The sequence below is a fragment of the Aeromonas sp. 600479 genome, from assembly GCF_049175515.1.
Classification (GTDB): domain Bacteria; phylum Pseudomonadota; class Gammaproteobacteria; order Enterobacterales; family Aeromonadaceae; genus Aeromonas; species Aeromonas veronii_A.
In genome coordinates this window covers 56,870-83,432 of the sequence record NZ_JAAKVF010000020.1, presented here as the reverse complement: position 1 = coordinate 83,432, position 26,563 = coordinate 56,870, and the positions used below count along the sequence as shown (strand labels likewise).

Here is a 26,563-nt window from a genome sequence, read left to right as displayed (position 1 = left end):
AATGTCATCTGCCATGAGCGTCTTGTTCGAACGCCTGACCACTATATTATTTTCCACAACATTAGCATTTACTTTTTGTGGTCTTTTCCTATTGCCAAATGGAAAGAGTATCCTTGCTAATTTATTGGTAATCTCGATCGTGATCGGATTCATTAATCTTATCATATGGAGAAAATGGGATATAGGGTTAAAAGATCGTCGCATATTATGGCTATTTCTTGGATATGCCGGATTCATCTTTATTAACCGTATTATACATGGTGATCAGTATGGTGTGATGCGTAGTCTGGTGTATGTCGTTTTATTTGGTTTTTTGGTTCCTAGAAAAGAAATTGTTATAAAAATCAGCCAATACGCCATCATTATTGGTGGGATTAGTATGGGGTGTATAAGCCTATGGCAGCAATATCAAGGGGCGTCTAGGGTTGATGGATTTACCAATGCAATTCTATTTTCACAGGCATCTTTGGTTATTGCTTTATTGGCTTGGGGATTATGCAAAGAGATATATCTCCCAAGATGGGAGAAAGGGGCAGCATTATTGTCTATTTTGATGGCTCTTTACAGTCTCTATGCTTCGCAGAGCCGTGGTGTTTGGCTGGCATTTATAGCCGTTATTGGGTTGATTGTGCTTATCAAATCGATAAAAAAGCCGCTCAAATATTTCATCTTTTTGATTATGTTGTTGAGTGGCAGCACTGCGTTTTACCACCACAGCAATGTGCTGCAAGCACGGGTTCAGGCCAGTATTTCTGATCTCAAGAACGCAGAGGTAGGTTCTTATGGAACCTCTTGGGGGCTGCGTCTGGTAGCCTGGCAAGGGGCGTGGCAAGGTTTTCTCTCCGCTCCCATTTTTGGGGTGGGTACGGATGGGTTTGATGCCATAAAAAAATCATTAGTCGCATCTGGAGTTAGCTCTCCTTTATTACTACATCCGTCTTTAGCTCATTCTCACAATCAATATATGCAAAACTTGATTATTCGTGGTGCTGTTGGTGGTGTAGCAATTTTATTATTTTTGGGACTTCCCATATGGTGGGCTGCAAAGCTCTGGGGTGTAACTTCAATTGCAGTGTTACTACCAATTTCTTTAGCCATTGATGGTTTGAGTGATGTTCCTTTTGAGCATCAAAACATATTGTTTCTCTACACATTGGGGTTATTATTTATCTGGCTCCAGAATCAAGATAATAGAGGTGTTAGATGATTCCTATTTTTGTTATTAGTTTATTGCGCAGCCATGATCGGCGCTTAGCTATTGAAAAGCAAATGGCTCACTTGGGATTATCTTTTACATTTTGGGACGCTGTAGATGGAAAACAGCTAAGCGATGCGGACCTGGCTAATGTTGATATTAATTTGGCAGAGCAACTTTGTGGCCATTCACTAAGCTTGGGGGAGGTTGGTTGTGCACTAAGCCATATTAAATTATATGAGATGATGGTGAGTAAGAAAATCGAAAAAGCCATTATATTAGAAGATGACATATATCTTCATATGCATTTCAAAAGTATCATTGATGTGGCATTACAGAAAATGTCTTCGGATATAATATTTATCCATCATGGGAAGGCAAAGAAATGGCCTTGGACGCGAAAGCTACCTGAGGGATACCGCTTGGCAAGTTATTGTCGGCCTAGTAAAAAATCAAATAGAGGTATTATATCCACAGCTGGATATATTTTATCCTTAAATGGTGCTCGTAAACTTTTACAGCATGCTTACCCAGTTAGAATGCCTGCGGATTATCTTACTGGCCGCTTGCAGTGGAATAAATTGAGTGCGGCTGGCGTAGAACCTTGCTGTCTGGATGTAGGCCTATTTCAGTCTACTATTGATGACAGGAATTATGGTCAGCATATAGAAAAATAATGGAGGTGATGACTGTGATTAAATCCTTGCAGTTTTGGAGGGATATGCTTCGCCGTAAGCTAGGGATCCTGCTATTTGATCGTAGCCCATCGGCGACTTCGTCATCAAATGGTGTCACTGTTTTTGTCCGATGGGATGCAAAGCTTGGTGATGCAATCGTCTCCTCTTGGGTGGCACGGGAGATTAAAAATAAATTTCCAAATAGGAAGGTTTACGTTATCACAACCCCCACAATGGCCCCGCTGTTCAGAGATTTTTTTAATTTTGACTGTGTTTTTGAAATACCAAAGAGAGCTAGCTATATAGAGCTAAAAAATTTGGCCAAAGAGTTGGGTAACGTGGACTACCTCGTGCATTTTAGCCAAAAAATGAAGATGAAAGATCTTTATTTTGTTTCTAAAGTTGGCAGCAAACATGTAGCCGGGGTTGATGATGAGCTTGATTGTATTAATCTCAAGCTGGGTCAAAAAACGGCTGGGATGCACTTTTCAACAAAATTTAAGGTACTGTTGGAGCATATGGGTGTGGTTAACCCAGACACTAGCTATATTGTGCCTTATATCGAAGATTATGAAGATAGGGTCGAGTCTTGGTGGCCAAGTAATAAAACTTTGTGTTTCAATCCATATGGTAGCGGTACATCCCGTTGTTTCAGTATTGAGAAAACTATAGAGCTAGTCAACACAATGTTGGATTCATCAGACTATAATATTTGTCTATTATATCCACCGGGGCGTGAGAAGGACGTTAAATATATCATGTCTCGTGTTTGTGAGCCGACCAGGGTCGTTATTGACCATCATAGCCCATCCTTGGCTGCGCTTTTTGCACAGGTAAGGCATTGTGCCGGCATGGTGTCTGTAGATACAGCCACAGTGCATATAGCAACAGGTTTGAATAAACCGGTTCTTGGTATTTACAATGAAAATTTTGGGATGCCAGAAAATGTAGAGTGGCATCCAAACAATCCTCGCTCAAGTATTATCTATGCAGAAACAAAGTCTGGACAACAAGATGTGAATTATATAAATATTGCGGAATTTAGAGCGGTATTTGAAAAATGGTCTGCTGATTATCTCTAGAGAGTTGGGGAATACCCCAACTCTTGCTCATAGCGATATAAATTTCCTAGTTACACTTCCACTAGAAAAAAGTCGATAACTGTCTGGATTAACAATTGTTCTTTTATTATCAACAACTTTAATTGCCATAGCCAGTCCATTGATATCTTCTAGCGGTATTAGAAACTTATCAAGTGGTAACGTCAATATTTCAGCAGGTCCAGATGGACAATCTACGCTGATAACTGGTGTGTGGCAGATAAGTGCTTCAATAAGCACTGTTGGCAGCCCTTCAGCATCGGATGTCAGGATAAGTGCCTGCGCAGCTTTGATATAGGGATATGGATTCTTCTGAAAGTCGATTATCTTCACCTGGTTGGCAAGATTCATCTCCGCGATCATGGCTTCAATGTGAGGACGTCGCTCCCCTTTTCCCATCAGGACGAGTGGCGTAGCGACGCCGCTTAGCTGATATGCCTGCAAGAGGCGATCGTGGCGTTTTCGCTCTTCAAAGGTGCCGACATGGATAAAGTACTTGTCGAATGGCTTGCTGAAAGGCTCATCGGCCAACGCCTGAATTTTCTCGATATCAAACGGATTGTAGATAACCTGACACGATTTTGGTGTGGCTCTTACATTGTGCAAAATGTCGTCCGCGATGCCACGAGATACGCAGATCAGTTTCTTGCCATTATAGAAACGCTTGAATTTTTCATATCCTTTGGCATTGTCTTTGGCAAAGCCGGTGACATTTCCGTGGATCCAGTAATAAATATTCAGTGTATCAGGCAGGTGTCTGGTAATTTTGTCACATGAGCATGAGATAATTACGTCAGGCGAGATCTCTTTGACTTTTTTCAAGATCAGAGATGCTTGTATTTTTTCAATCGCCACATTGGATATGGCTTTAGTCAGCTTTGTGACAATGCCAAGATTAATCGGGTGAATGTTGTCAGGTAGCGTATGGTCTATTTTTTCCCGCAAGGTAAACAAGGTAACATCGATACCTGCATCTTTTAGCAAGGATGCGGTATTGAGCAGAACCTTTTCCGCACCACCACCATACAAGTCTTCAACAATGAATAAAAACTTTTTAACGGGTGGGGTCATAACTGCTCCGCGGGTCTCATAACTGACTGGTAAATCTACTAAAAATGTGAATCGTAAACGAGCAAAATCAGGTGGCAACTGTTAAAGTCGTTAGCAATTTTTTCAATAGGTGTGGATCAATGATTGGTCTTAGTGGGCGCTACCATAACGCATTATTCGCGGCCTGTATATTTGCCGGGCTGCTGCTCTCCTGGTTGTTTTCTGTTAATCAGCTCCTCACCGGCGACCAGACCCAGATGCTCTACAAGGGTTACCTTGGAGCCTATGAGGGGGTCTGGCTCAGCTATGGCAATGCGGCGAGTGCGGTGGGCAATGTGCCGGGCAGCTTGTCGGCATGGCTGATTGGTGGGCCGCTACTGCTGTGGGACTCACCTTACGCGCCTATGGTGCTGCTGTTGGCTATGCGGCTGGTCGGATTCCTGCTGTTTGATGCGGTGATCCGCCAGGTGTTTGATGACAGGGTGCGTTTGCTGTTTCTGGTTCTCTGCTGGCTCAACCCCTGGTTCCAATACGAGAGTCTGCTCTACAACCCCTCTTATCTGTTCCTCTTCTCGGCCATGCACTGCTGGTCTGCCTGGCATATGCGCGAGCGTGCCTCCTTCTGGCACACGATAGTGCACCTGCTGGCGATCGGTATGGCCATGCAACTGCACTACTCCTGGCCGCTGTTGGCTGTGATCTCCACTTACCTCTTCTGGCGCCGTATTCTCAAGGTGAGCTGGAGTGGGGTGGTGGTCGCTGCCCTGCTGATCGGTGCATCCCTGATCCCCTACGCCATGGAAGTGATGAACAACAGCCACATCACCCAGAACGTCGATCCCGAAGCGCGCCAGCGTTATATCGGCTGGGGTCTGGTGCATGTCTATCCGGTGCTGAAGTCGGTGATCTACTGGCTGCGTTACGGTTCCTGGCTGTTTGCCAGCAAGCTGGTCAACGACACCCAGTTCATCTGGCTGGCGGGTCATGAATATTTGCAGATGGCGGCCGTCTGGCTGTGGCGGGTGGTGATCTACGGGGTGGGCGCTGCGACCGTGTTGCTGGCGGCCAAGGCCAACTGGCAACTATGGCGCGATCTCAAGCCGCGCCTGTTGCGCAGCGACCGTGCGCCAGTGGACGGCACGAGCTGGCTCGGCCTCTATGCGCTGGCGGCTATATTGGCGGTGCTGGTGAGTGCGGCGCTCTCGCCCATCATCTTCAACTATTGGCACCTGATGCTGATATTCCCCTACGCCCTGTTCCCGATCCTGCTACTGCTGGTTAGCTGGAGCCGCAACCATCCCCAGTGGGTCGGCAAGGGGTTGCTGGCTGCCACCCTGTTCTGCACCGCGGTGAACCTTATTGCGGCGAGTGACAGCACCAAGTTCTCCTATCAGGCGGACTACAATCAACAGGTGCAGGAGTATCTGCAGGAGATGAAGCTGCAGCCCAAGTTGTAAGTCATCACCAGTCAGTTCCCCCTTCTCGGGGAGCTGACCCTCGCTCACTTATTCGAAACGATCCATATGGGCGAAGTTTTTGGCTTCGGCAACCCAGCCTTCACGTCCCTGCTTGCCCCTGATCTTCACCCACCACTGGCTCTTCGGCGTGGCAACATATTTGATCTGGTTGCGCTCGTAGTCATAGTCCAGGGTATAGGTCTTGCCCTTGTACCAGAACTGCATCGCCCCTTCCCCGAGACTGGCCAGCGTATACAGCTGTTCGCCTGCTTTCAGCTTGAGCAGCGGGCCTTCACTCTTGTCGTTATAACCGAGTGTGACCGGTTTAAGAACCTTGACTATCCCCGGCTGTTCGACGATGACGACACCCGTCAGTCCCTCTACATGCTGGCCGCGTGGCACCTTGAACAGGATGTTGGCGGCCAGCGAAGGCTCTGCTCTGGCGACCACCTCCTGTTTGGTTGTCCATTGCTGATAGGTACAACCTTCAAAAGGGCATCGGCCCCAGTCGTAATAGGGAACCTGTGGCTTTTCATCTGCACTCACCGCCACTGCAAAAAAAGACAACAGCGCCAATAACACTCTCATGAGTTTACCTGTGATAGGGGTTGGTGAATGGAGCCGCCAATATACTCCAGAGATAAAAACAACATCAAAGTTAAGGTTGATTAGCGGTGAGCATAATTGCGAGGTTGAGCAGAACTACTGCACGGCCGAAATACAATAATCTACAAGCCCAAAGCCTGTTTCTGGTGTATCTATAACCCATGAATACCACCGATTCCCTCATCCGCTACTGGCAATCCCCGCACCTGCCGGGGGTCGAGCTGTCACACTCCCACCACAGGGCGTTCAGTTACGGCCGCCATGTCCATCTCGACTACCATATCGGGCTGGTGCAGCGGGGTGGCCAGAAGTTTATCCACAAGGGAAACAGCCACCATCTGGTGCGCGGGGTGCTCTCTACCGTCAACCCGGATGAGGTGCACGACGGCCTCAGCCTGTTGCCGGAAGGGTATGAGGTGCGGGTCTTTGCCATCGATCCCCAGCAGCTGGCGCTCTGGCTGCCGGAGCAGCCGGAACCCTTCTTCGACAAGGGATTGCAGAGCCGCCCCGACCTCTATCAGGGCTTTGCCCAGCTGCACGGCTATCTCGACAACCCCAAGGCCGATGGCCTGCTGATCGAGAGCCAGTTGCTCGCCCTGCTGGGGGAGCTGCTGCATCTGGCCCCCGAGGTACACCAGCTTGCCGATCCCCAGTTGCGATTCCTGCGCGACTACCTGATGGCTGCCCTCGACGAGCCCCACTCGCTGGAAGAGCTGGCGGGGCTGCTCGGGCTCGACCGTTTCGCCTTCCTGCGCCAGTTCAAGAAGCGCAGCGGCATGACCCCCTACGCCTGGCTGAAACGGCTGCGGCTAGAGCAGGGCAAGCGGCTGCTGGCGAGCGGGATGGCGGTGAGCGAGGTGGCGCTGGCGGTCGGCTTCTTCGATCAGAGTCACTTCCACCACGGTTTTCGCCAGGCATTCGGTCTGACGCCCGCCGAATTTCGTGCCCAGATGCAATCTTTTACAAGCCGCGCCCCCCGCTGATCCGCCATGCTGGCTCTCCGTCGTTAAAGCGAGAGTTGTTATGCTGACCAGTCTGTTCGTTACCCTCGGCCTGATGCACCTGATTGCACTGGCCAGCCCCGGCCCCGATTTCGCCCTGATCCTGCGCACCAGCCTGCACCGGCCGACCGCCCTTGGCGCGGCGCTGGGCATCTCGCTCGCTATCATGGTGCACGCCACCCTGAGCCTGACCGGGATCAGCATGCTGATCGCCAGCCACCCGCTGCTGTTTATGGTGATCAAGTGCTGCGGTGCCCTCTATCTGGGCTGGTTGGGGTGGGGCGCCCTGATGGCGGCTCGCCAGCAGAGCAGTACCGTGATGGCCAGCGCCGCCAACGAGCTGCGCGGCTGGGGCAGGGGCGTGCGCACTGGCCTTGCCACCAACCTGCTTAACCCCAAGGCGCTGGTGTTCTTTATCGGTCTGTTGGCCGCCATGGTGACGCCAGAGGTGGATGGAATGACCCGCAGCCTGCTGGTGGGCGAGCTCTTCATCATCTCCCTCTGCTGGTTCGGGCTGCTGGCGTGGAGCCTCTCCACCGATCGTGCCCAGCGCCTGCTGCTGCGGGTGCAGCGACCGCTCAATCTGGTGACCGGCGTGCTGTTTGCGGTGGTCAGCCTCTCCATTCTGGCGAGCATGGGCGCCGAGCTGGTGGCCTGACGAGTCGGCGCATGGGCCTATACTCCAACAAGGTTTGCCTGTCAGGAGTGCCCGGCCATGCGTCTACTGCCTCTTTGCTGGTTGCTGGGGATGACCCCAGCGCTGGCGGCCCCGGTTCAGCTCAAATTGCTGGAGTGGGGCTATCTGCCAGCGGGTTATGAACAACAGTTTGCCGACTACGCCAAAGCCCATGGGGTGGAAGCGACGGTCAGCCGGATCGAGCCGCTGCTGACCGATTTCGACAGCGTCTACCGCGCCCTGCGCACCCGCAGCGCCGATGTGGTGCTGCCGACCAGCTACTTCTACAAGGCCCATCACCAGCCGCTGTTCAAGCTGCTGCTCCCCATCGATTTCAATCGCCTGCAGCACTACCCCGAGGTGAAGCCCGCCCTCAAGAACACCGAGTATGACAAGCAGGGGGAGCGCAACTACTCGGTGCCCTTCTCCTACGCCATGTTCAGCCTCGCCTATGACAGCAAGCAGGTGCCGCAAGCGCCCACCAGTTGGCAGGTGCTCGCCAACAGCTCGCCGCCGGGCCAGTTTGCCGAGTTCTGCGACCAGTTCGAGCCACTGCTCTTTTCGGTGCTGCTCTCGCTGGGCAAGTCGCCCGCCCTGTTTGCCAGCGGCGAGATGCTGGCCGACAAGACCTTGCAGCAAGAGGTGGAGCAGCAGCTCTCGCAGCGGCTGCAAGCCAGTCGTGGCTTCTGGTTCAATCAGGCCAACCGCTGCGAGGATCTGCGCCAGCAGACCTTTGCCACCACCTGGGGGCTGGAGCTGGTGGAGTGCAACAAGCAGAACGATCAGCAGTGGCGGGTCGCCATGGTGCAGGAGGGGGCCATCTATGCCCTCGATGCCCTCTCCATCGCTCGCCATGTCGGGGATGATCCTGCACGGCTCAAGGCCGCCTACCTGCTGGTGGATTTTCTGCTGAGCGCGCAGCTGCAACGCCAGATGCTGGTGGGCACGCCCACCATTTCGGCCAGCAATATTGCCTCCCGGCCACCCCTCAGCCCGCAGGAGCAGGCGGTGCTGCCGGATCGCCCGCTGCCGGAGTTTGACGAGCGACTGTTGGTGCCCGCGTTGCCCGCCCATATCAAGAATCGCTACAAACGGATGGTGCAGCAGGCGATCGTCGCCAGCGGCAAAGAGGGGCTGGTCAAGCAGTGCCCCTGGGATCTCGATAACGGATGAATGAGCCTGCTGCTTCTCCGGCGGCAGGCAAGTTTGCGCAAGATGGCTGATGATCGGTCATCGCGTGTTCCAGGGCATTCCCCCGTTCAACTCACGTCGCTCGCGGGCTCGCATCGTTTAAAAAACAGAATGCCCACCGCAGCCCCATTTAGCCGGATTAAACAACCGAACCCTCGCCAGACTGCTGCTCATACCCTGGCTGACCCTGTACAAAAGTGCCTCAATTGTGACAACTTGGATGTGAGCTGAACAATCCTGATCTGTCCCTTGTGGGAAGGTGATGAATAGGTTATTTCTCTGTGACATTGGCGGCATCCGGCACGGGTTCTCCAGCCATGTGGTGCGAAATCCACAGCAAAAACAAACAGTAAAATGCAGGAGCAAATATGAAAAAGGTCGTGATGGTTGCCGTGGCTGCGGCCCTGCTGGGTGGCTGCGCCCTCAAGAATCAGGTATCCCACAGCTTGCAGGCGATCCCGCTGACAGCCTTCCAGCAGAGTGAGAGCAACCCCAATCAGCGGGTCTACAAGGAGCCGGGCGTTGACCTGCGCCAATACAACGAGGTGCTGCTCGATCCGCTGCAGTTTATCCGTCAGGAGAATGGCCAGTGGTATCTGCTGACCGCCAACGAACAGAACCAGATTGGCCGCTACTACCACGACAAGTTCCAGAGCGAGCTGATCAAGCAGGGCGTCAAGATCGCCACCGCCCCCGGCCCGAAAGTCATGCGGATCCAGGCAGCCGTCACCAACTTCGACCTGACCCGCCCCGACCCCAAGCTGCGTGACCTGCTGCCAGCCAAGATCGCCATCAACGTCACCCGTGAAGTGATCGGCAAGGAGCCCTACCTGCTCAAGGTGGGCTGCATGGCCCAACTGCTCGACTCCCAGAGTGGCAAGCTGCTGGTGCGGGTGATGGATGCCCGCGAGAGCACGGATACCACCCACAAGGATGAGCCCATCACCGCCGAGGAGATGGAGAAGATGATCGACCAGTGGGCGGCCAGCCGCGCCAAACAGCTGGCGGACAATCTGGGGAAATAAGAGCGGGAAATAAGAGCGGAGAATCAGCCTCAGAAAACGGGTGCAGACAGATCGAGAGAGGGAGCCAGTGGCTCCCTCTTTTTGTCTCTATTTTTGCCCGCGCAACTGCCGGTCGCATGGCTGCGCAGCCCTTGCAGGATGGGAATTGACCCGCAGCCTAGTCCGTCTTTTCACCATCTGCTGCGAAGTGGGCTGCCGATTTCTGCTTTTCTCGCCCGCATTCTGGCAGTTAGGATGACCCCTCCCGTGACCACATCCTCATAGAAAAGGAACCGCTATGACCCGCCACCCCTGCATCAAACACTGGCGCGAGCTGCAAGAGCAGACGCCGCGCTACTACTCCGGCAGTCAGGAGCCCCTTTCTCGCGGCTGCGCCCTCGGCAAGCACTTCGGCTTTAGCCGCATCGGCATTCACCACGAGATTGTCGAGCCAGGCCATCGCACCAGCTGGCCCCACGCCGAGAAGACCGAGGATGAGTTCGTTCACGTGCTGGAAGGGACGCCGGATGTCTGGCTCGATGGCGTGCTCTATCGGCTGCAACCGGGGGACTCGGTGGGCTTCAAGGCCGGTGACGGGCTGGCCCACGCCTTTATCAACAACACCGAAGAGACTGTCCGGCTGCTCTGCATCGGTGATACCGATCGGGAGGACAACCGCATCCACTACGCCGTGCATCCCGAGCGCAATATCACCCTCGGCAAGCTGCACTGGGATGACGTGCCCGAGCGTGAGCTGGGGGATCACGACGGCCTGCCCGACAAGCTGCGTGAGAGCAACGGCCCCTTCTAGAGCGGAGCCTTTCTGCGCACCAGATCTGCACCACCCGATATAAAAAAGCCTGCCGCGTGACAGGCTTTTGCTATCTGTTTGCCGCCAGTGGCGTGCAGCGCTTATTGCAGGTTGAGCCCACCCAGATAGTCACGCTTGCCGAGATCGACCCCGGCGCGGCGCAGCAGGGCGTAGGTCATGGTGAGGTGGAAGTAGAAGTTGGGGATGCCGTACTCATGGACGCAGGTATGGCCATCCATCCCCTTGCCGCCCGCCCAGTGGGGCATGTAACGGGCGCTGGCATACTGGCTGTAGTCCGCGTCCAGCTTGCCCTGCAGATAGGTGATGGTCTTGCCGATATGGGCGCGCAGATCCGCCATGGTTTTGGGGTCATCCCCCAGCACCGGCAGCTCGCTGTGGCTGGCGGTGGCGACCACGGCGCGGGCCGAATCGCAGCAGATCAGCACCTGCTTGGACAGCGGCAACATATCGACGATCAGCCGCTCGCCGAAGAAGTTCTCCACGTTGAACTGCTTCGCCGCGGCGTGGGCCTCTGCCTTGGCCAGACAGTGATCCAGATTGGTCAGCATCTTGATGAACTGGGCGGTAATGTCGCGATTCATGAGCACTCTCCATCTTGTTGAAAAACAGCGGCCCGCTTGCGCGGCCACAGTGAATGAGACTGGCTAATCGGCCACCAATATACCCCAACCGCTGCCGGGTTCGAGCCCGCTACGATGAAAAGGGCAGGGCTGCGCTACTTCGCGCGACAACCGCTGGCCAAGCAGCCCTGCTCGCTTTTTGAACCTGTGAGTCCCTTATCGCCCCTTTTTTGATCTGTGACATAAATCACCTTTTTTCAGGGGCGTAGGCTGAATGCCGTTGTCCTGGACAGACGCCTGCGCATTCGCCAGGACACAAGAAAAGGAGAATGAGATGAAGATCTATGACCGTAACCGCAATGTGCTGAACCTGGGTCAGCGCGTGATGATTGCCGCCACCGGCGCAGTCGACTTTCTGAAAGAGGCCCACACCGACAATATGACCCCCTATCAGGCGGAGCATGAGAAGTGCGTGCTGCTGGCAAACTCCGGTGAGCGCTACGCCCCCATCGAGTTGATTAGACTAGGCTGATCCCTTTCCCTGTCACCCTACTCTTTACAATTCACCCGACCGCCGCGCCCCATCTGGCGGCCGGGTTTCTGATTTCCCCCTTCATCCCACCAAATGCTGAAAAATTGAACCGGGTCACACCCCGACCGATTTGAGCGATTGTCAGCCAGCGCAGGCTCATGCGAACCTTTAAATCCCGTTAACCCACTAAAAAATAACGACTATGTTCAGGCAAATAATGATGAGTGCCGCCCTGCTGTCGGCGGCGCTGCTTTCCGGTTGTGCTTCCGTACCCATGGCCGATGCCACCGCAGACGCGCAGGCCAAGCAGTTTGTAGCCCCCAAGGATGCGGCCAACCTCTATATCTATCGCAACGAGACCTTCGGTGCGGCGGTGAAAATGCCGCTGCTGGTGGATGGTGTGGCGGTCGGCGATACCGTGGCCCACACCTACATCCTCAAGCAGGTGACGCCGGGCAGCCACACCATCACCTCCAAGTCGGAGAACGATGCCACCCTGACCCTCAGTACCGAGGCGGGTAAAAACTACTATGTCTGGCAAGAGGTCAAGATGGGCCTGCTGATGGCCCGCTCCAAGCTGAGTCAGGTCAGTGAAGAGGAGGGCAAACAAGGGGTGATGGAGAGCAAGTTGGTTAAGTGACCAGAGGCTTCCACCAAAAACAAGGCGTAGCTCCACCAGTTACGCCTTTGCCCGAAAGTGGGTGTTCCAGATTTCCTGTCCATGTAGGTTCGATTAGCGAAGCGTAATCGGACGATCGCGTAATGGAACATCCGCACCATCACGCCCGCAAGCAGATCGAAGTGAGGCAAGGCTATGCTTGGCTTTTCTGTCTCAACGAGGGGAAAAGGATGGCCAATTGGCGGCGGGCATGGTGGCCCGGAGGAACCTGGTTCTTTACCGTCAACCTGCTGGAGCGGCGCAATAACCGGTTGCTGGTGGAGCAGATCGACTTGCTGCGCCATAGCGTTACCAAGGTGCAACAGGCTCACCCCTTCGCCATTCATGCATGGGTGGTGTTGCCCGACCATCTCCACTGCATGCTCTCTTTACCGGAGGGGGACACCGATTTCCCCCTGCGTTGGCGGCTGATCAAAAGCCACTTTTCCCGCGCCTTGCCGGTAAACGAGCGCCGCAGCCAGACCCGGTTACGCCACGGGGAGCGGGGCATCTGGCAGCGCCATTATTGGGAACACCTGATCCGGGATGAGCAGGATTACCGCCACCATATGGATTACGTCCATATCAACCCGCTCAAGCATGGTCATGTCACGCGGGTGGCTGATTGGCCGTATTCCACCTTCCATCGTTACGTGGCGAACGGCGTCTATCCGCCGGATTGGTGCGGGTCGGTGGATGGGGCATCGGGGGGATTGGAGTAACAAACCCTAAAGGGTTGTTCCGTTGTAAGCGTCTGATTGCGCGAACGTCTTACGCGATCGTCCGATTACTCGATCGTCCGATTACGCTTCGCTAATCGAACCTACGGCCCTATATCCTCAAGCAGGTGACGCCGGGCAGCCACACCATCACCTCCAAGTCGGAGAACGATGCCACCCTGACACTCAGCACCGAGGCGGGTAAAAACTACTACGTCTGGCAGGAGCTCAAGATGGGCCTGCTGATGGCCCGCTCCAAGCTGAGTCAGGTTAGTGAAGAGGAAGGCAAGCAAGGGGTGATGGAGAGCAAGTTGGTCAAGTGAACGAGTTGGAGCCTGCTATTTCTTTCTGCAAGGCGTAGTTGTGCCGGCTACGCCTTATTCAGGAAAATGGATTCCTTAGATTTTATGTGAACGTTGATGAATGAATTTTAATTACAAAACCAACAATAGGCTTTTTTTATTGCATGCACTGGAATAGAATCGCTTTGGGCTCAACCCTAAATGTCTGAGGTTGTTACTGCTTTGGACTAAGATATGCGAGTACATTATGCCTGCTGAGGCGTGCTCACCGGGTGAGCGCCAATTTGCACTGGTCGCTCAGGTGCGTAAGGTGATTGGGTTGAGCCCACTCTATAAATAAATTAAGAGTCGATGATGACTTTATTTCGAGATGACTTTCAGCCTAGAAAGACCAGAAATCAGTTTGGAGAGAGTTCTTGGCTCAATCCAAAATTAAATCCTTACTTGACAGCTGGCCAAGAGGAAGTAAATCAGAAATTAAAGAATTTAAATGATGTATCAGATGTTGCTAATTTGTTGGAACTGCCCGCTGGGCAGCTGACATATATTCTTTATAACAAGAAGCCTGCTTATAAAACTTTTGGTATAAAGAAGAAAAGTGGGAAGGTCAGAATAATAGATAGTCCTAACAACAGCATTCTAATTCTTCAGAATAAAATAAAGCCAGTTATAGAGTCGTACTATCGAGTTAAAAAACCTGTACATGGTTTTGTTTCTGGCAGAAGCATAATCAGTAATGCCGAACAACACAAAAAGAGTAAGTATATTCTTAATTTAGATCTTAAAGATTTTTTCCATGCAGTAAATTTTGGTCGAGTTAAAGGGATTTTCAAAAGCACTCCATTTAATTTTGGAGATAAAGCGGCAACTGTTTTAGCTCAACTCTGTACATATCAAGGAAGGCTTCCTCAGGGAGCTCCTACTTCGCCATTGTTATCAAATCTTGCCGCAACTAGTTTAGATCGAGAGTTAGTTCATTTGGCAAAGCGATTTCATATGACATATACACGCTATGCTGATGATATTACATTCTCCAGTAACAAAAAATTTGATGAACAAATTGTGACTTTTCTGATTGAAAAAGAATGTTTTGAGGTCGGAGTTTTACTGAGAAAGAAAATAGAGGAGAGTGGCTTTGAAATTAGTGAGAGTAAGACACGTGTAAGTCATCGCTCCCAAAGGCAAGAAGTTACAGGGCTAACGGTAAATGATAAAGTAAATGTCCCGCGGAAATACATCAGAGAGACGAGAGCGATGCTGCACTCTTGGGGATTGGGACTATTAGAGGCAGAAAGGAAATATCTCTCACTTAAAAAAGGTTGGACTTCTGAAAAGCTAAATTCAACAAAGCTAGATGGTTCCTATTTTAAGAGAGCCATTTATGGTCGTCTGGGATTTATAAAGTCAATCCAAGGTGAAGATAGTTCCCCATATTTATCGTTATGTAAGAAAGCTATTACTTTAGATTCAAACCCACCAAAATTTATTCAAGTGGCTAAGGAGAAGCTTGATATGTATGATGTGTTTATTTGTCATGCTAGTGAAGACAAAGAAGCTATTGTATTTCCTCTTGAAAAGGCTCTTGTAGCTAAAGGGGTGAAGGTCTTTGTTGATAGCTCAGTTATAAAATGGGGTGATTCTTTAGTTGATAAGATAAACCATGGTCTAAGGGTGTCTAAATTTGTTATTGCCGTATTATCTCCTGCGTCGGTTAATAAGGCTTGGCCTAAAAAAGAAATTAATGCCATTATGTCTATGGAAATTAAAACTGAAAAGAAAAAGCTACTTCCATTATTAGCTGGCAGTGATGATTTGATAAATGAATTCCCATTAATGTCTGACAAGCTATATAAAAAGTTCGATAATAACGTAGATGAAATTGTGGATGGATTATGTGAAATGCTTCAGGAGACTTAAAGTTTAATATTCAAAGTAAAAGTGTACTTGGACAATTACATAATCAAGACTCTTACGATAAGAGTGATGAAAACCAACCCGGCCTAAGCCGGGTTGGTTGCATCAAAAGGCAGGAAAAATCAGAGTGCTTCCAATCTGGCATACGCCGTCACCAGCCACTTGGCGCCGACGTCGTCGAACTGGATCTGCACCCGGCTCTGCTGGCCGACCCCTTCGAAGTTGAGTACCACCCCTTCCCCGAATTTCGGATGGAGCACCCGCTGGCCGAGCTTGATGCCGCTGGCGTCGAAGCTCTGCTGCACCTCGTTCTGGCTAAAGCGGCCGTACTGGGTGGGGCGGCTGACCTGAGTGCGCAGCCGGATCTCTTCCAGGCACTCGGCGGGCATTTCGCGGATAAAGCGGCTCGGCTTGTGGAACATCTCGCGGCCATAGATGCGGCGGCTCTCGGCATAACAGATGTAGAGCTTCTCCATGGCGCGGGTCATGCCGACGTAACAGAGGCGGCGCTCCTCTTCCAGCCGGCCCGACTCCTCGGTCGATTGCTGGCTGGGGAACATGCCCTCTTCGACGCCGACCAGCAGCACCAGTGGGAACTCCAAGCCCTTGGCGCTGTGCAGGGTCATCAGTTGCACCGCGTCGGCATATTCGTCCGCCTGATTCTCGCCGGATTCCAGCGCCGCGTGGGCGAGGAAGGCGGAGAGATCGCTCATATCTTCCAGCTCGTCCGGGCGCTGGTACTGGCGGCAGGCGGTGACCAGTTCGTCCAGGTTCTCTACCCGTGCCTGGGATTTCTCGCCTTTTTCCGCCAGATACATCGCCTTGAGACCGGAGTTCTGGATGGCGATATCCGCCTGCTGGTGCAGCGGCAGCAGGGAGACCTGCTCCTCCAGCGCGTCGATGAGGTCCACAAAGCCGCGCACCGCGTTGCCGGCGCGACCAGTCAGCACCTTGTCGTTGAGCAGCGCCTTGGCCGATTGCCACAGGTTGAGCCCCTGATCGCGGGCGTTGCCGCGCAGGATCTCGAGGGTGCGATCGCCGATGCCACGGGTCGGGGTGTTGACCACCCGCTCGAAGCTGGCGTCGTCGCCACGGTTGTTGATAAGCCGCAGGTAGGCCATGGCGTCTTTAATTTCCTGCCGCTCGAAGAAGCGCAGGCCGCCGTAGATGCGATAGGGCATGGCGTCCTGCATCAGCGCCTCTTCCAGCACCCGCGACTGGGCGTTGGAGCGATAGAGGATGGCGCAGTCGGCCAGGAGGCCGCCCTTTTCCTTCCAATCCTTGAGACGGCCGACCACGAAGCGCGCTTCGTCCACCTCGTTGAAGGCGGCGTAGAGGGAAATCGGCTCGCCCTCGGCCCCTTCGGTCCACAGCTCCTTGCCAAGGCGCTCGGCGTTGTTGGCGATGACGCTGTTGGCGGCCTTGAGGATATTGGCGGTGGAGCGGTAATTCTGCTCGAGGCGGATGGTCTCGGCGCCCTGATAGTCGGTCAGGAAGCGCTGGATGTTCTCGATCTTGGCGCCGCGCCAGCCGTAGATGGACTGGTCATCGTCACCGACGATCATCACCTTGCCGCTGTTGCCCGCCAGCATCCGCAGCCAGGCGTACTGGATGCCGTTGGTATCCTGAAACTCGTCCACCAGGATGTTCTGGAAGCGGTCGCGGTAGTGCTCGAGGATATGCGGTTTGTTGAGCCACAGCTCGTGGGCGCGCAGCAGCAGCTCGGCAAAGTCCACCAGACCGGAGCGATCGCAGGTCTCCTGATAGGTCTTGTAGATCTGCTGATAGGTGCGGGTGACGGGGTCACCGTAGAGGTCGATGTCGCCGGGGCGCAAGCCCTCATCCTTCTTGCCGTTGATGTAGCCCATCACGGCGCGCGGGGCCCAGTGCTTCTCGTCGAGGTTGAGTGCCTTGAGCACCCGGCGGATCAGCCGGTACTGGTCGTCGGAGTCGAGGATCTGGAAATCCTGCGGCAAGCCCGCATCCAGATGGTGGGCCCGCAGCAGGCGGTGGGCGATACCGTGGAAGGTGCCGATCCACATGCCGCGCACGCCGTCGCCGATCACCTTCTCGACCCGGCCGCGCATCTCGGCCGCCGCCTTGTTGGTAAAGGTGACCGCGATGATGGAGAAGGGTGAACAGCGTTCCACCTGCATCAGCCAGGCGATACGGTGCACCAGTACCCGGGTCTTGCCCGAACCGGCACCGGCCAGCACCAGCAGGTTGCTGCGGGGCGCCGCAACGGCATCTCTTTGCTTGTCGTTGAGCCCGTCGAGCAGGGTTGAAACGTCCATCACCACTCCTGTTTATTTATACAGGCGGGGATTATACGGCCATCCCCCCTGCCAGACCAAATCCAAACTCGGGGGAGGGGGCGAGATGGGGGCTTGCAGGGGAGTCGGTGCGGCCAATTTTGGCTGGCGCAGAGAGAACGGGACGGGGAGGTTTCCAGCTGTAGCCAATCCTTGCTCGCGCGGTTTGTGGGGATTTTGCGAGCCGGATCACGGGCTTGCCGGGGGGCTGGATGAATAACAGGGGAAAACGGTTTACAGTAACTTGCTGAACAATAAGAGAAATGTCGTTTGGGTCTTTTGGTTGTTAGCATAAAAAACTGAAAAGTAGCTAAAAAACAACTGCTTATAAGGTTATTTGCTTAGAATTCAAACCGTTAACGCAAACGTTTTTCCCTTATCATTTGCTTGACCCGCATCGGGGCTGACTTAGAGTAAGCCTGCGTGCTAGATAGCCTGCTCTGACAGGCAAGCAAGTTCCCTCACTTAATAACAATCAAGGATACGATCGTGACTAAAGTGCTCAAGCTGGCCACTGTGGCCTCCCTCACTCTCGCTGCTCTCTCTGCTCAGGCTGCTTCCGAGCCAGCCGTCATTTATGACACCGCGGGCAAGTATGACAAATCATTCAACGAAGCCGTGTTCCGTAACGGCGTCGAGCTCTACAACAAGGACAAGGGCGTCAAGGTCAAAGAGTTTGAACCCCAGAACGAAGCCCAGCGCGAGCAGGGTCTGCGTCGTCTGGCCAGCCGTGGCAACGGCCCGATCGTGGCGGTCGGTTTCAACATGGGCTCTGCCGTAGAAAAAGTGGCGACCGAGTTCCCGAAAACCCAGTTCACCATCATCGACATGGTGGTCGACAAGCCGAACGTCCAGTCCGTCATCTTCAAGGAGCATGAAGGTTCCTTCCTGGTGGGCGCGCTGGCTGCCATCGCTTCCAAGAGCGGCAAGGTCGGCTTCGTGGGCGGCATGGATATCCCGCTGATCCGCAAATTCCAGTGCGGTTACGAGCAGGGTGCCAAGTTCGTCAATCCGAAGATCGAAGTGTTCCAGAACATGGCGGGCTCTACCCCGGCCGCGTTTGCTGACCCGGCCAAAGGTGCCGAGCTGGCCAAGTCCCAGTTCGCCAAGGGCGCTGACGTGGTTTACGCCGCAGCTGGCGGTACCGGTATTGGTGTCTATCAGGCAGCCAAGGACAGCGGCAAGTTCGCCATCGGTGTGGACTCCAACCAGAACCACCTGCAACCGGGCACCATGCTGACCTCCATGGTCAAGTCTGTGGGTCTGGCCGCTTACCAGACCTGGGATGACGCTGCCAAAGGCGAGTGGAAGCCGGGTATCAAGAACCTGGGTCTGGCCGAAGGCGGTGTGGATTGGGCGCTCGACAAGGACAACGAGAAGCTGATCACCCCGGAAATGAAAGCCAAGGTGGATGCCATCAAGGCTGAAATCATCGCTGGCAAGGTCAAGGTTCATGACTACATGAGCGATAACACCTGCAAATACTAATTAGATAGTTGCTACGACTCTCAACGCACCACCGGCCCGCACGGGCCGGTTTTTAGTCTTATTTCATGAAACGCAGGGCTGCATCATGGACCAGACAGATCGCTATGCCATCGAATTAAGAGGTATCGATAAGCGGTTCGGCGAAGTGTACGCCAACAAGCTGATCGACCTTAAGGTTCGCAAAGGCAGTATCCACGGCATTGTCGGCGAAAATGGCGCCGGTAAGTCCACCCTGATGAGCATCATTTATGGTTTCTACCATGCCGACAAAGGCGAGATGCTGATCGACGGGAATCCTTTCAAACCCCATGGCTCACAAGATGCGATTGCCGCAGGGGTGGGCATGGTTCACCAGCACTTCATGCTGGTCAACAACTTCACCGTATTGGAAAACGTCATCCTCGGCGCTGAGAACGGCTGGCACCTTCAGCAGAGCGTGGCGTCAGCCGAAAAGCTGCTGGGCGAACTGGCGCGGGATTATGGCCTCGACGTGCCGCTGCACGAGAAGGTCGAAGATCTGCCGGTTGGCTTGCAACAGCGGGTCGAAATTCTCAAGGCGCTCTATCGCGGCGCCCGCATCCTGATCCTCGACGAGCCGACCGGGGTGCTGACCCCGCAAGAGGCGGATCACCTGTTCGAGGTGCTGAAAAAGCTGCGGGATCAGGGGGCAACCATCATCCTCATCACCCACAAGCTGCGGGAGATCCTGGCCATTACCGATCAGGTCTCCATCATGCGCCGTGGCGAGATGGTGGCACACGTCGCCACCAAGGATACCGACAAGGAGCAGCTGGCCGAACTGATGGTGGGCCGCAAGGTGCGCCTCAAGGTCGACAAGGGGCCAACACAACCCGGTGAAGCCAAGCTGAAGATCGAAGGGCTCAGCTACTTCGACGCCAGCAAGGTGGAGCGGGTCAAATCGGTCAGCTTCGAGGTGCGGGCCGGTGAAGTGGTCGGCATCGCCGGGGTCTCCGGCAACGGTCAGTCCGAACTGCTCAGCCTGCTTGGCGGTATTCTCAAGCCGAGCAAGGGCGGCTTTACCATCAGCAGCCGCAGCGGCGTGCACAAGGTGAGCGCGGAGCACCCGGCCGATCCCGAGCTGGTGCGCAACTACGGCCTCGGCCATGTGCCGGAAGATCGCCACAAGATGGGGCTGATCAACCGCTTCGAGGCGAAAGAGGCCTTTATTCTCGGTTATCACCGCCGCCCGCAATACAACAAGGGTTGGCTGCAGAACAAGGAGGCGATCCAGCAGGATTGTCAGGCCAAGATGGAGAAGTGGGATGTGCGCCCGCCCCATCCCGATCACAAGACCGCCAACTTCTCCGGTGGCAACCAGCAGAAGCTGGTGATCGCCCGTGAAGTAGAGCAGGACCCGGATGTGCTGTTGATCGGCCAGCCGACCCGCGGGGTCGATATCGGGGCCATCGAGTATATCCATCAGCAGATCATCGCCATGCGCGACAAGGGCAAGGCGGTGCTGCTGGTCTCGGTGGAGCTGGACGAGATCATGAGCCTCGCTGACCGGATTCTGGTCATTGCCGACGGTCGCATCGTCGGCGAGCTGGATGGTGCCAAGGCGGATGAGCGCACCATTGGTCTGATGATGGCGAACATAGTGCCGGACGAAGTTGCCAAGGAGGCCCACTGATGAGCCAAGTACGTATTCCTGCCTGGGTCTCCGTAGGCGTCTTGTCTGCGGTCAACATCCTGCTGGCCTTCCTGGTGTCGGCCATTCTGTTCTACTACCTCGACATCAACCCGGTCGATGCCGCCAAGATCATGTGGTACGGCGCGTTCGGTACAGGTGAAGGGGTTGGCTTCACCCTCTACTACGCAACCGGCTTTATCTTTACCGGTCTGTCGGTGGCGGTCGCCTTCCACGCCGGTCTGTTCAATATCGGCGGTGAAGGTCAGGCCTATATCGGCGGGCTCGGTGTCGGTCTGGTCTGTCTGATGCTCGGCGATGTGCTGCCGTTTGCCCTGCTGTTGCCGCTCTCCATCATTGCCGGTGGTCTGTTCGGTGCGGCCTGGGCCTTTATTCCGGCCTGGCTGCAAGCCAAGCGCGGCAGCCATATCGTTATCACCACCATCATGTTCAACTTCATCGCCGCCTCCCTGATGGCCTATCTGCTGGTGGAGGTGTTCAAGCCGCCCGGCTCGATGGCGACCGAGAGCAAGGTGTTTGCCGAAGCAAGCTGGCTGCCCAAGATGAGCGGGCTGGCGAACCTGTTCGGGATGGAGATCCCCAACAGCCCGCTCAATATCAGCTTCTTCTGGGCGCTGATCTGTGCGGCGCTGGTGTGGGTCTTTATCTGGCACACTCGCTGGGGTTACGAGATCCGCTCGGTCGGCGCCAGCCAAAGCGCCTCCGCCTACGCCGGTATCTCCTATCCCAAGGTGGTGATCCTGGCCATGGTCATCTCCGGCATGCTGTCGGGCTTCTTCGCCCTCAACGTGCTGCAGGGTGAACTGCACCAGATCAAGCTCAACTTCGTGGAAGGGTTCGGCTTCACCGGTATCGCGGTGGCGCTGATGGGGCGCAACCATCCGGTCGGCGTCATCATCGCCAGCCTGCTGTTCGGTTTCCTCTATCAGGGGGGCGCCGAGCTCAGCTTCGAGTTCGGTGTCGACCGCAACATCGTGGTGGTGTTACAGGGTCTGGTGATCCTGTTCTGTGGTGCCCTTGAGCACATGATGCGTCCGCGCATCGAGCAGCTCTATCTGGCGTTTGCCAACCGCTCAGCCGCGCAAGCTAAAGGAGTCTGATCATGTTTGAAATTCTGATCCTGATGCTGGATGCGACCATTCGTACTGCGCCGCCCCTCATTCTCGCAGCCATGGCGGGCATGTTTTGCGAGCGCTCCGGGGTGGTCAACATCGCGCTGGAAGGCAAACTGCTGGCGGCGGCGTTCGCCAGTGGTGCGGCGGCGGCGGTCTCCGGTTCTGCCTGGATAGGTTTGGGTGCCGGGGTGGGTGTCTCCATCCTGTTTGCCCTGATGCACGGCTTTGCCACCATCACCCACCGCGGTGATCAGGTGGTGAGCGGCATGGCCATCAACATTCTGGCGGCCGGTCTGACCGTCACCCTGGGCCGTTACTGGTTCGATCAGGGTGGCCAGACTCCGGCGCTCTCCGGTGATGCCCGTTTCGCCCCCATCGATCTGCCCTATGCCAAGGAGCTGTGGGATGTGCCGGTGATCGGCCAGCTCTACAGCGAGCTGCTGAGCGGCCACTCCCTGCTGGAGTACGTGGCATTTGCCTGCGTGCCGCTGGCCTGGTGGGTGATGTTCCGTACCCGCTTCGGTCTGCGGCTGCGGGCGGTGGGTGAGGCGCCCGCAGCGGTCGATACTGCCGGTATCTCTGTGGTGCGGATGCGCTACACCGCGCTCCTCATCGGCGGCCTGCTGGCCGGTATCGGTGGCACCTATCTGGCGGTGGCCCAGACGGCCCAGTTCATCCCCAACATGAGTGCGGGCAAGGGCTTTATGGCGCTGGCGGCGCTGGTGTTCGGCAAGTGGCGTCCCTGGAATGCCATGGCCGCCTGTCTGCTGTTCGGTTTCCTCGATGCGGTCGCCATCCGCCTGCAAGGGGTCAGCATCGGTGGCTTCGCCATTCCGGTGCAGGCCATCGAGGCGCTGCCCTACATCCTGACCGTGTTCCTGCTGGCCGGTTTTATCGGCCGCGCGGTGGCACCGAAGGCGCTCGGCACCCCCTATGTGAAGGAACGGGAGTAGCGCCCTCTATCGCGATACTCCTGATCACACAGATAACAGCAGGCCCACTTCGGTGGGCCTGTTTTTTTATGGGCGGGATAGGGCAGACCAGCCGGGATCTGGATGGTGTGATAGAGGGTGACAATGCCGTGAAGGGATAAAGGGGCTGCGCGAGTTGCCGCAGGTAGCGGCTGGCGTACAAGAGCTGACCCCTCTGCCAGCGCCATCAAAAACCCCCTCGTATCGGGAGGGGGTTGCAAAGGTTATTGCCGGATTAACCCTGAGGCTCAGGGTACCAGCACCAGCTTGTAGACACCAAAGCCGGGGTGTTTGGCATCGGTGGGCGGCAGGGTCTCCACATAGTTCAGCTTGCCACCGGTCAGGGCTTGCGCCTCGCTGCGTGGCGAGCTGTAGATACGCAGATCCAGATTGGCGGGCAGGGGGGCCAGCTGCCAGTTGTTGTCTGCTGGAGGCTCGAAACCGGCCGGATTCTTCTCTGCCAGATCCTTGAGGTATTCGGAGAGCACTTCGCGGGTTTCGAACTGATCTTCATGGACGATCACCTTGGCGTTGATGCCCGGGAAGTTGCCACCACCGCTGGCGCGGTAGTTGTTGGTCACCACGTAGAACATCTGGGCCGGGTCGATTGCCTTGCCCTGATAGGTGAGGTTGGTGATGCGATAGCTGTCGCTCACCTTGTTGCCATCCACATCGTAACGGGCGGGTTTGGTCACATCGACCTGATAGTTCACCCCGTCGATCACGTCGAAGTTGTAGGTGCGGTACTTCTCGTTGACCAGCCACTGGGTGGCGGTACTGGCGGCATCGATCTTGTTGAACTGGACGGCGCTCTTCTCCAGCCACTCCTGTACGGTCGCGCCATTGATGGCGACCACCTGCAGGGTGTTGGGGTAGACATAGAGGTCGGCCACGTTGCGCAGGGAGATATCGCCAGCCGGTACATAGGTGAAGTCGGTCGGGCCGTTGCGACCGCCACGGAATGGCGCGGCGGCGGAGAGGATGGGCCATTTCTCCTTGAGCTGACCATCCTGTTGCAGTTTCTTGGCGTGCCACAGCTGGGCGTCGCTGACGATCTGGATGGAGGGGTCATCCTGCACCAGCGCGAAGAAGCTGTGGATCGGCTTGGTGATCTTGCTGAGGGGCTCGTCCAGCCACTGGTTGGCCTGCTCGTGCTCGGCAATGACCTGATCGACTACCGCTTGGTCTTCGGTGCTGGTGGCGCTGCTGTCGATCTTGCGCAGCTGGGACTGGCTGGAGGCCACTTCCCAGCGACCCTCTTTCCAGGTCATGTGCAGGTCGATGATGCCGAGGTGGTTGCCCCAGACGCCCGGCATCACGGTCGGTACCCCCGCCAGGGTGCCTTTCTCGTTGTCCACGTCGGTCATGTTGGGGTAGTCACCCGGGAAGGTACGGTGGGCGTGGCCCAGCAGCAGGGCATCGACCCCCTTCACCTTGGCCAGCGGCAGGGCGGCGTTCTCCATCATGGGTTCGCGCGGGTCACCTATGATGCCGGTATGGGCCACGACCACGACGATGTCAGCACCCTTGGCGCGGATTTCGGGTACATAGTGCTCGGCGGTCTCGACCATATCGGCCACCACCACCTTGCCTTCCAGATTGCGCTTGTCCCACTGGGTGATCTGGGGCGGCGTCAGGCCCAGCACACCGACCTTGATGGTCTGGGTATTGCCGTTGGCATCCTTCACCTGACGATCCAGCACCACATAGGGTTTGAACTTCTGCTTGCTCCAGTCGATGGTGCCCTTGCCATCACGGCTGAAGGCATCGGCCTGGAAGACGTTGGCGTTGATGTAGGGGTAGTTGGCCCCTTTCAGGGTCTCTGAGAGGAAGTCGAGACCGAAGTTGAATTCGTGGTTGCCCAGGTTGCCGACATCATAGCTCATGGTGTTGAGCGCCTTGATGGCGGGGTGGGTCTGCTTGCTCAGCCACTGCTGTTTGACCTGCTGGTCGTGGATATAGTCGGCCAGCGGGGTGCCCTGGATCAGGTCGCCGTTGTCGATCAGCAAGTTGTTGGCGTTCTCTTCGCGGGCCTTGCGGATCAGCACAGCGGTGCGGGCGAAGCCCAGCGAGGCATCCGGCTTGTTCTGGTAGTAGTCGTAACTCAGCAGGTTGGAGTGGATATCAGAGGTTTCGATCAGCCGCAGGGTGAGATCACCGGGGGCCTGAGAGTTGTTGTCATCACAGCCGGACAGCAAAAAGATAACTGCCACCGCGCTCAGTTTGAGGGTGGTTTTCATTGTTGGATTCTCTTGTTATGGGTATGCCAGCGTGGTGCATTCTATCGACAGCAAAAGAATCCGATTGTGAGCAGGCTGGCAATTCGGGCTAATTACCCTCCTGTTAATAGAGTTATGACTCTGATTTTCATCTGTTTTTTCGGGTCGCTACCCTCGCTGCTTTTCCGCCGTTAGTCACCCTGTAGTCACCGCAGTGCGGTCGGGGCAAGCTGCGCGGCCTGCCGTTCCTGCGAGGCTGTAATGGTTGGTTACAGATCTCCATTCGACTGATAGATGACCTTTCCCTTAAATTCAGCGGCGATTGATTGCATCTAAAAATTACAAAGCGACAGCAAGGAATAAAACTTCATGAAAATGCACAACAAAGCGCTGCTGGCCATCGCCTGCGCTGCGGCCCTGTCTGCCTGTGACAGCGAAAAAGCTGCCAACAGCATTGCCAAGCGGGTGCCACTGGCCCTGCCGGAGGCGGGTCTTTACCAAGCGAATCTGATGAGCCGCGACGGCGACAAGGCGACGCCGCGCATGATCAAGGATCTGGATGGTCTGGCGCTGGTCTACCCGAAGGGTGAAACCGTGCAGTACTGGGGTGTCTGGGCGGATCATCAGGTGGGCAAGGTCGAGACCAACAGCCAGTGGCTGGGTCAGGCTGACCAGAAAGCCGACAAAGACGGGATCTACCCGGTGCAGTTGATCCGCAACAGCGAACGGTTCGGCACCAGCACGGCGCTCAGCTCGGTGACCAACGACCACAACCTCATCACCTTCCAGGATCAGCCGGTCATCGATCTGCAGGGCAAGGAGATCAAGCGCTGGGTTTTTGATTTCACCCGGACCGGCACCAAGTTCTCCGACAACTCCCCCATCTATTCCGGTTTCAGCGGTCATGTGGCGGTGACGGCCCTGACCACCAAAGCGGTGACCACGGCCAGCTGGAGTGCCACGGACAGCGATGGCTTCAGCAGCGACATGGTGGGCAAGGTGGATACCACCAACAACGGCGGCAAGCTGACGGTAGCGATCGAGTTTCCGGCGGCAGGTTGTACGCTGGTGGGCGAGGGGAGTGCCACTGCCGGGTTGAGCAAGCTGACCATGACCGGATTTGGCAAGTGCAACTTCAAGCAATCCGCTGCCGCCACGCCTATCGAAAACCTCTGGAATGCCGCTCTTGCCCGGGCGATGGATAACAGCGTTGCCTATGTCACCACCTTTACCGCGGATGCCAAAAAAGAGGCGCTGGTCATCGGCTTCCCCGACACCAATGGCTTGCTGATCACCGCTGACAAGCGATAAGCAA

At 55.3% G+C, this 26,563-nt stretch carries 23 protein-coding genes and 1 pseudogene; 19 read left to right on the top strand and 5 right to left on the bottom strand.

Translation table 11 applies throughout. The annotated features are described in order from the left end of the window. The first annotated feature begins 1 nt into the window (after position 1). From G5149_RS18185 to G5149_RS18175, 3 genes are read left to right on the top strand one after another with little or no spacing between them, the layout of a single operon-like run. Positions 2-1,207, top strand: coding sequence for an O-antigen ligase family protein (locus tag G5149_RS18185; RefSeq protein ID WP_337073679.1), 1,206 nt, complete (start codon positions 2-4; stop codon positions 1,205-1,207). Next, positions 1,204-1,872, top strand: coding sequence for a glycosyltransferase family 25 protein (locus tag G5149_RS18180; RefSeq protein WP_216979751.1), 669 nt, complete (start codon positions 1,204-1,206; stop codon positions 1,870-1,872). The genes G5149_RS18185 and G5149_RS18180 overlap by 4 nt, the downstream gene beginning before the upstream one ends. A gap of 8 nt (positions 1,873-1,880) precedes the next feature. Next, positions 1,881-2,954 (top strand): glycosyltransferase family 9 protein, encoded by a 1,074-nt coding sequence (locus G5149_RS18175; RefSeq protein WP_216979750.1) that lies wholly within the window; start codon positions 1,881-1,883, stop codon positions 2,952-2,954. A gap of 27 nt (positions 2,955-2,981) precedes the next feature. On the opposite strand, the gene G5149_RS18170 is transcribed toward G5149_RS18175, so the two are convergent. Beyond that, positions 2,982-4,043 (bottom strand): glycosyltransferase, encoded by a 1,062-nt coding sequence (locus G5149_RS18170; RefSeq protein WP_421213238.1) that lies wholly within the window; start codon positions 4,041-4,043, stop codon positions 2,982-2,984. 236 nt (positions 4,044-4,279) lie between these two features. On the opposite strand from G5149_RS18170, the gene G5149_RS18165 reads away from it, so the two are divergent. Then, positions 4,280-5,479 carry a 3-deoxy-D-manno-octulosonic acid transferase gene (locus tag G5149_RS18165; RefSeq protein ID WP_421213250.1) on the top strand — a complete coding sequence of 400 codons (1,200 nt, stop codon included), beginning with the start codon at positions 4,280-4,282 and terminating at the stop codon, positions 5,477-5,479. Positions 5,480-5,527: 48 nt separating this feature from the next. On the opposite strand, the gene G5149_RS18160 is transcribed toward G5149_RS18165, so the two are convergent. Further along, a complete protein-coding gene (locus G5149_RS18160; protein ID WP_421213237.1) occupies positions 5,528-6,067 on the bottom strand; it encodes a hypothetical protein in 540 nt (179 codons plus the stop codon). Positions 6,068-6,246: 179 nt separating this feature from the next. Here G5149_RS18160 and G5149_RS18155 point away from each other — a divergent pair, with 179 nt between their 5' ends. The 5 genes from G5149_RS18155 (at position 6,247) to G5149_RS18135 (ending at position 10,768) form a co-directional block, all read left to right on the top strand. After that, positions 6,247-7,068, top strand: a complete 822-nt coding sequence (locus G5149_RS18155) for a helix-turn-helix transcriptional regulator (RefSeq protein ID WP_005357044.1) — start codon at positions 6,247-6,249, stop codon at positions 7,066-7,068. A gap of 40 nt (positions 7,069-7,108) precedes the next feature. Continuing rightward, positions 7,109-7,744 (top strand): LysE family translocator, encoded by a 636-nt coding sequence (locus tag G5149_RS18150; RefSeq protein WP_058059345.1) that lies wholly within the window; start codon positions 7,109-7,111, stop codon positions 7,742-7,744. A gap of 57 nt (positions 7,745-7,801) precedes the next feature. Then, positions 7,802-8,935, top strand: a complete 1,134-nt coding sequence (locus G5149_RS18145; protein WP_421213235.1) for an ABC transporter substrate-binding protein — start codon at positions 7,802-7,804, stop codon at positions 8,933-8,935. Between the two features lie 386 nt (positions 8,936-9,321). Continuing rightward, the gene (locus tag G5149_RS18140; RefSeq protein ID WP_421213233.1) at positions 9,322-9,978 is read left to right on the top strand and encodes a DUF3313 domain-containing protein; all 657 of its coding nucleotides are present in this window, start codon (positions 9,322-9,324) and stop codon (positions 9,976-9,978) included. A 277-nt stretch (positions 9,979-10,255) separates the two neighbouring features. Further along, the gene (locus G5149_RS18135; RefSeq protein ID WP_421213231.1) at positions 10,256-10,768 is read left to right on the top strand and encodes a cupin domain-containing protein; all 513 of its coding nucleotides are present in this window, start codon (positions 10,256-10,258) and stop codon (positions 10,766-10,768) included. Between the two features lie 101 nt (positions 10,769-10,869). Here G5149_RS18135 and G5149_RS18130 read toward each other — a convergent pair whose 3' ends face one another. Further along, a complete protein-coding gene (locus tag G5149_RS18130) occupies positions 10,870-11,370 on the bottom strand; it encodes a DUF1993 domain-containing protein (RefSeq protein ID WP_421213230.1) in 501 nt (166 codons plus the stop codon). 313 nt (positions 11,371-11,683) lie between these two features. Here G5149_RS18130 and ydfZ point away from each other — a divergent pair, with 313 nt between their 5' ends. From ydfZ to G5149_RS18105, 5 genes and pseudogenes are all read left to right on the top strand, one after another. After that, on the top strand, positions 11,684-11,881 hold the full coding sequence (ydfZ, locus tag G5149_RS18125) for a putative selenium delivery protein YdfZ (protein WP_005342516.1): 198 nt from the start codon (positions 11,684-11,686) through the stop codon (positions 11,879-11,881). 202 nt (positions 11,882-12,083) lie between these two features. Continuing rightward, complete coding sequence (locus G5149_RS18120; RefSeq protein ID WP_362785704.1) at positions 12,084-12,521, top strand: DUF2846 domain-containing protein; 438 nt, start codon at positions 12,084-12,086, stop codon at positions 12,519-12,521. Between the two features lie 209 nt (positions 12,522-12,730). Beyond that, positions 12,731-13,261, top strand: a complete 531-nt coding sequence (locus G5149_RS18115; RefSeq protein WP_421213229.1) for an REP-associated tyrosine transposase — start codon at positions 12,731-12,733, stop codon at positions 13,259-13,261. 110 nt (positions 13,262-13,371) lie between these two features. After that, positions 13,372-13,581, top strand: a pseudogene (locus tag G5149_RS18110) (hypothetical protein); the annotation flags it as partial. Between the two features lie 330 nt (positions 13,582-13,911). After that, positions 13,912-15,477, top strand: coding sequence for a TIR domain-containing anti-phage reverse transcriptase (locus G5149_RS18105; protein WP_421213227.1), 1,566 nt, complete (start codon positions 13,912-13,914; stop codon positions 15,475-15,477). 119 nt (positions 15,478-15,596) lie between these two features. Here the strand turns inward: G5149_RS18105 and uvrD are convergent, their stop codons facing one another. Next, the gene (gene uvrD / locus G5149_RS18100) at positions 15,597-17,768 is read right to left on the bottom strand and encodes a DNA helicase II (RefSeq protein WP_115521530.1); all 2,172 of its coding nucleotides are present in this window, start codon (positions 17,766-17,768) and stop codon (positions 15,597-15,599) included. Between the two features lie 507 nt (positions 17,769-18,275). Here uvrD and G5149_RS18095 point away from each other — a divergent pair. The 4 genes from G5149_RS18095 (at position 18,276) to G5149_RS18080 (ending at position 23,011) form a co-directional block, all read left to right on the top strand. After that, on the top strand, positions 18,276-19,274 hold the full coding sequence (locus tag G5149_RS18095; protein ID WP_005340803.1) for a BMP family lipoprotein: 999 nt from the start codon (positions 18,276-18,278) through the stop codon (positions 19,272-19,274). Between the two features lie 85 nt (positions 19,275-19,359). Further along, on the top strand, positions 19,360-20,925 hold the full coding sequence (locus tag G5149_RS18090) for an ABC transporter ATP-binding protein (protein ID WP_005342527.1): 1,566 nt from the start codon (positions 19,360-19,362) through the stop codon (positions 20,923-20,925). Next, entirely contained in the window at positions 20,925-22,043 is a 1,119-nt protein-coding gene (locus G5149_RS18085; RefSeq protein ID WP_005357011.1) for an ABC transporter permease, read from the top strand. Before G5149_RS18090 ends, G5149_RS18085 begins: the two co-directional genes overlap by 1 nt. Before the next feature lie 2 nt (positions 22,044-22,045). Next, the gene (locus G5149_RS18080) at positions 22,046-23,011 is read left to right on the top strand and encodes an ABC transporter permease (protein ID WP_021230728.1); all 966 of its coding nucleotides are present in this window, start codon (positions 22,046-22,048) and stop codon (positions 23,009-23,011) included. A gap of 266 nt (positions 23,012-23,277) precedes the next feature. On the opposite strand, the gene G5149_RS18075 is transcribed toward G5149_RS18080, so the two are convergent. Next, on the bottom strand, positions 23,278-25,269 hold the full coding sequence (locus tag G5149_RS18075; RefSeq protein ID WP_236381679.1) for a bifunctional 2',3'-cyclic-nucleotide 2'-phosphodiesterase/3'-nucleotidase: 1,992 nt from the start codon (positions 25,267-25,269) through the stop codon (positions 23,278-23,280). 348 nt (positions 25,270-25,617) lie between these two features. On the opposite strand from G5149_RS18075, the gene G5149_RS18070 reads away from it, so the two are divergent. Beyond that, positions 25,618-26,559 (top strand): hypothetical protein, encoded by a 942-nt coding sequence (locus G5149_RS18070; protein WP_421213224.1) that lies wholly within the window; start codon positions 25,618-25,620, stop codon positions 26,557-26,559. Positions 26,560-26,563 lie beyond the last annotated feature (4 nt).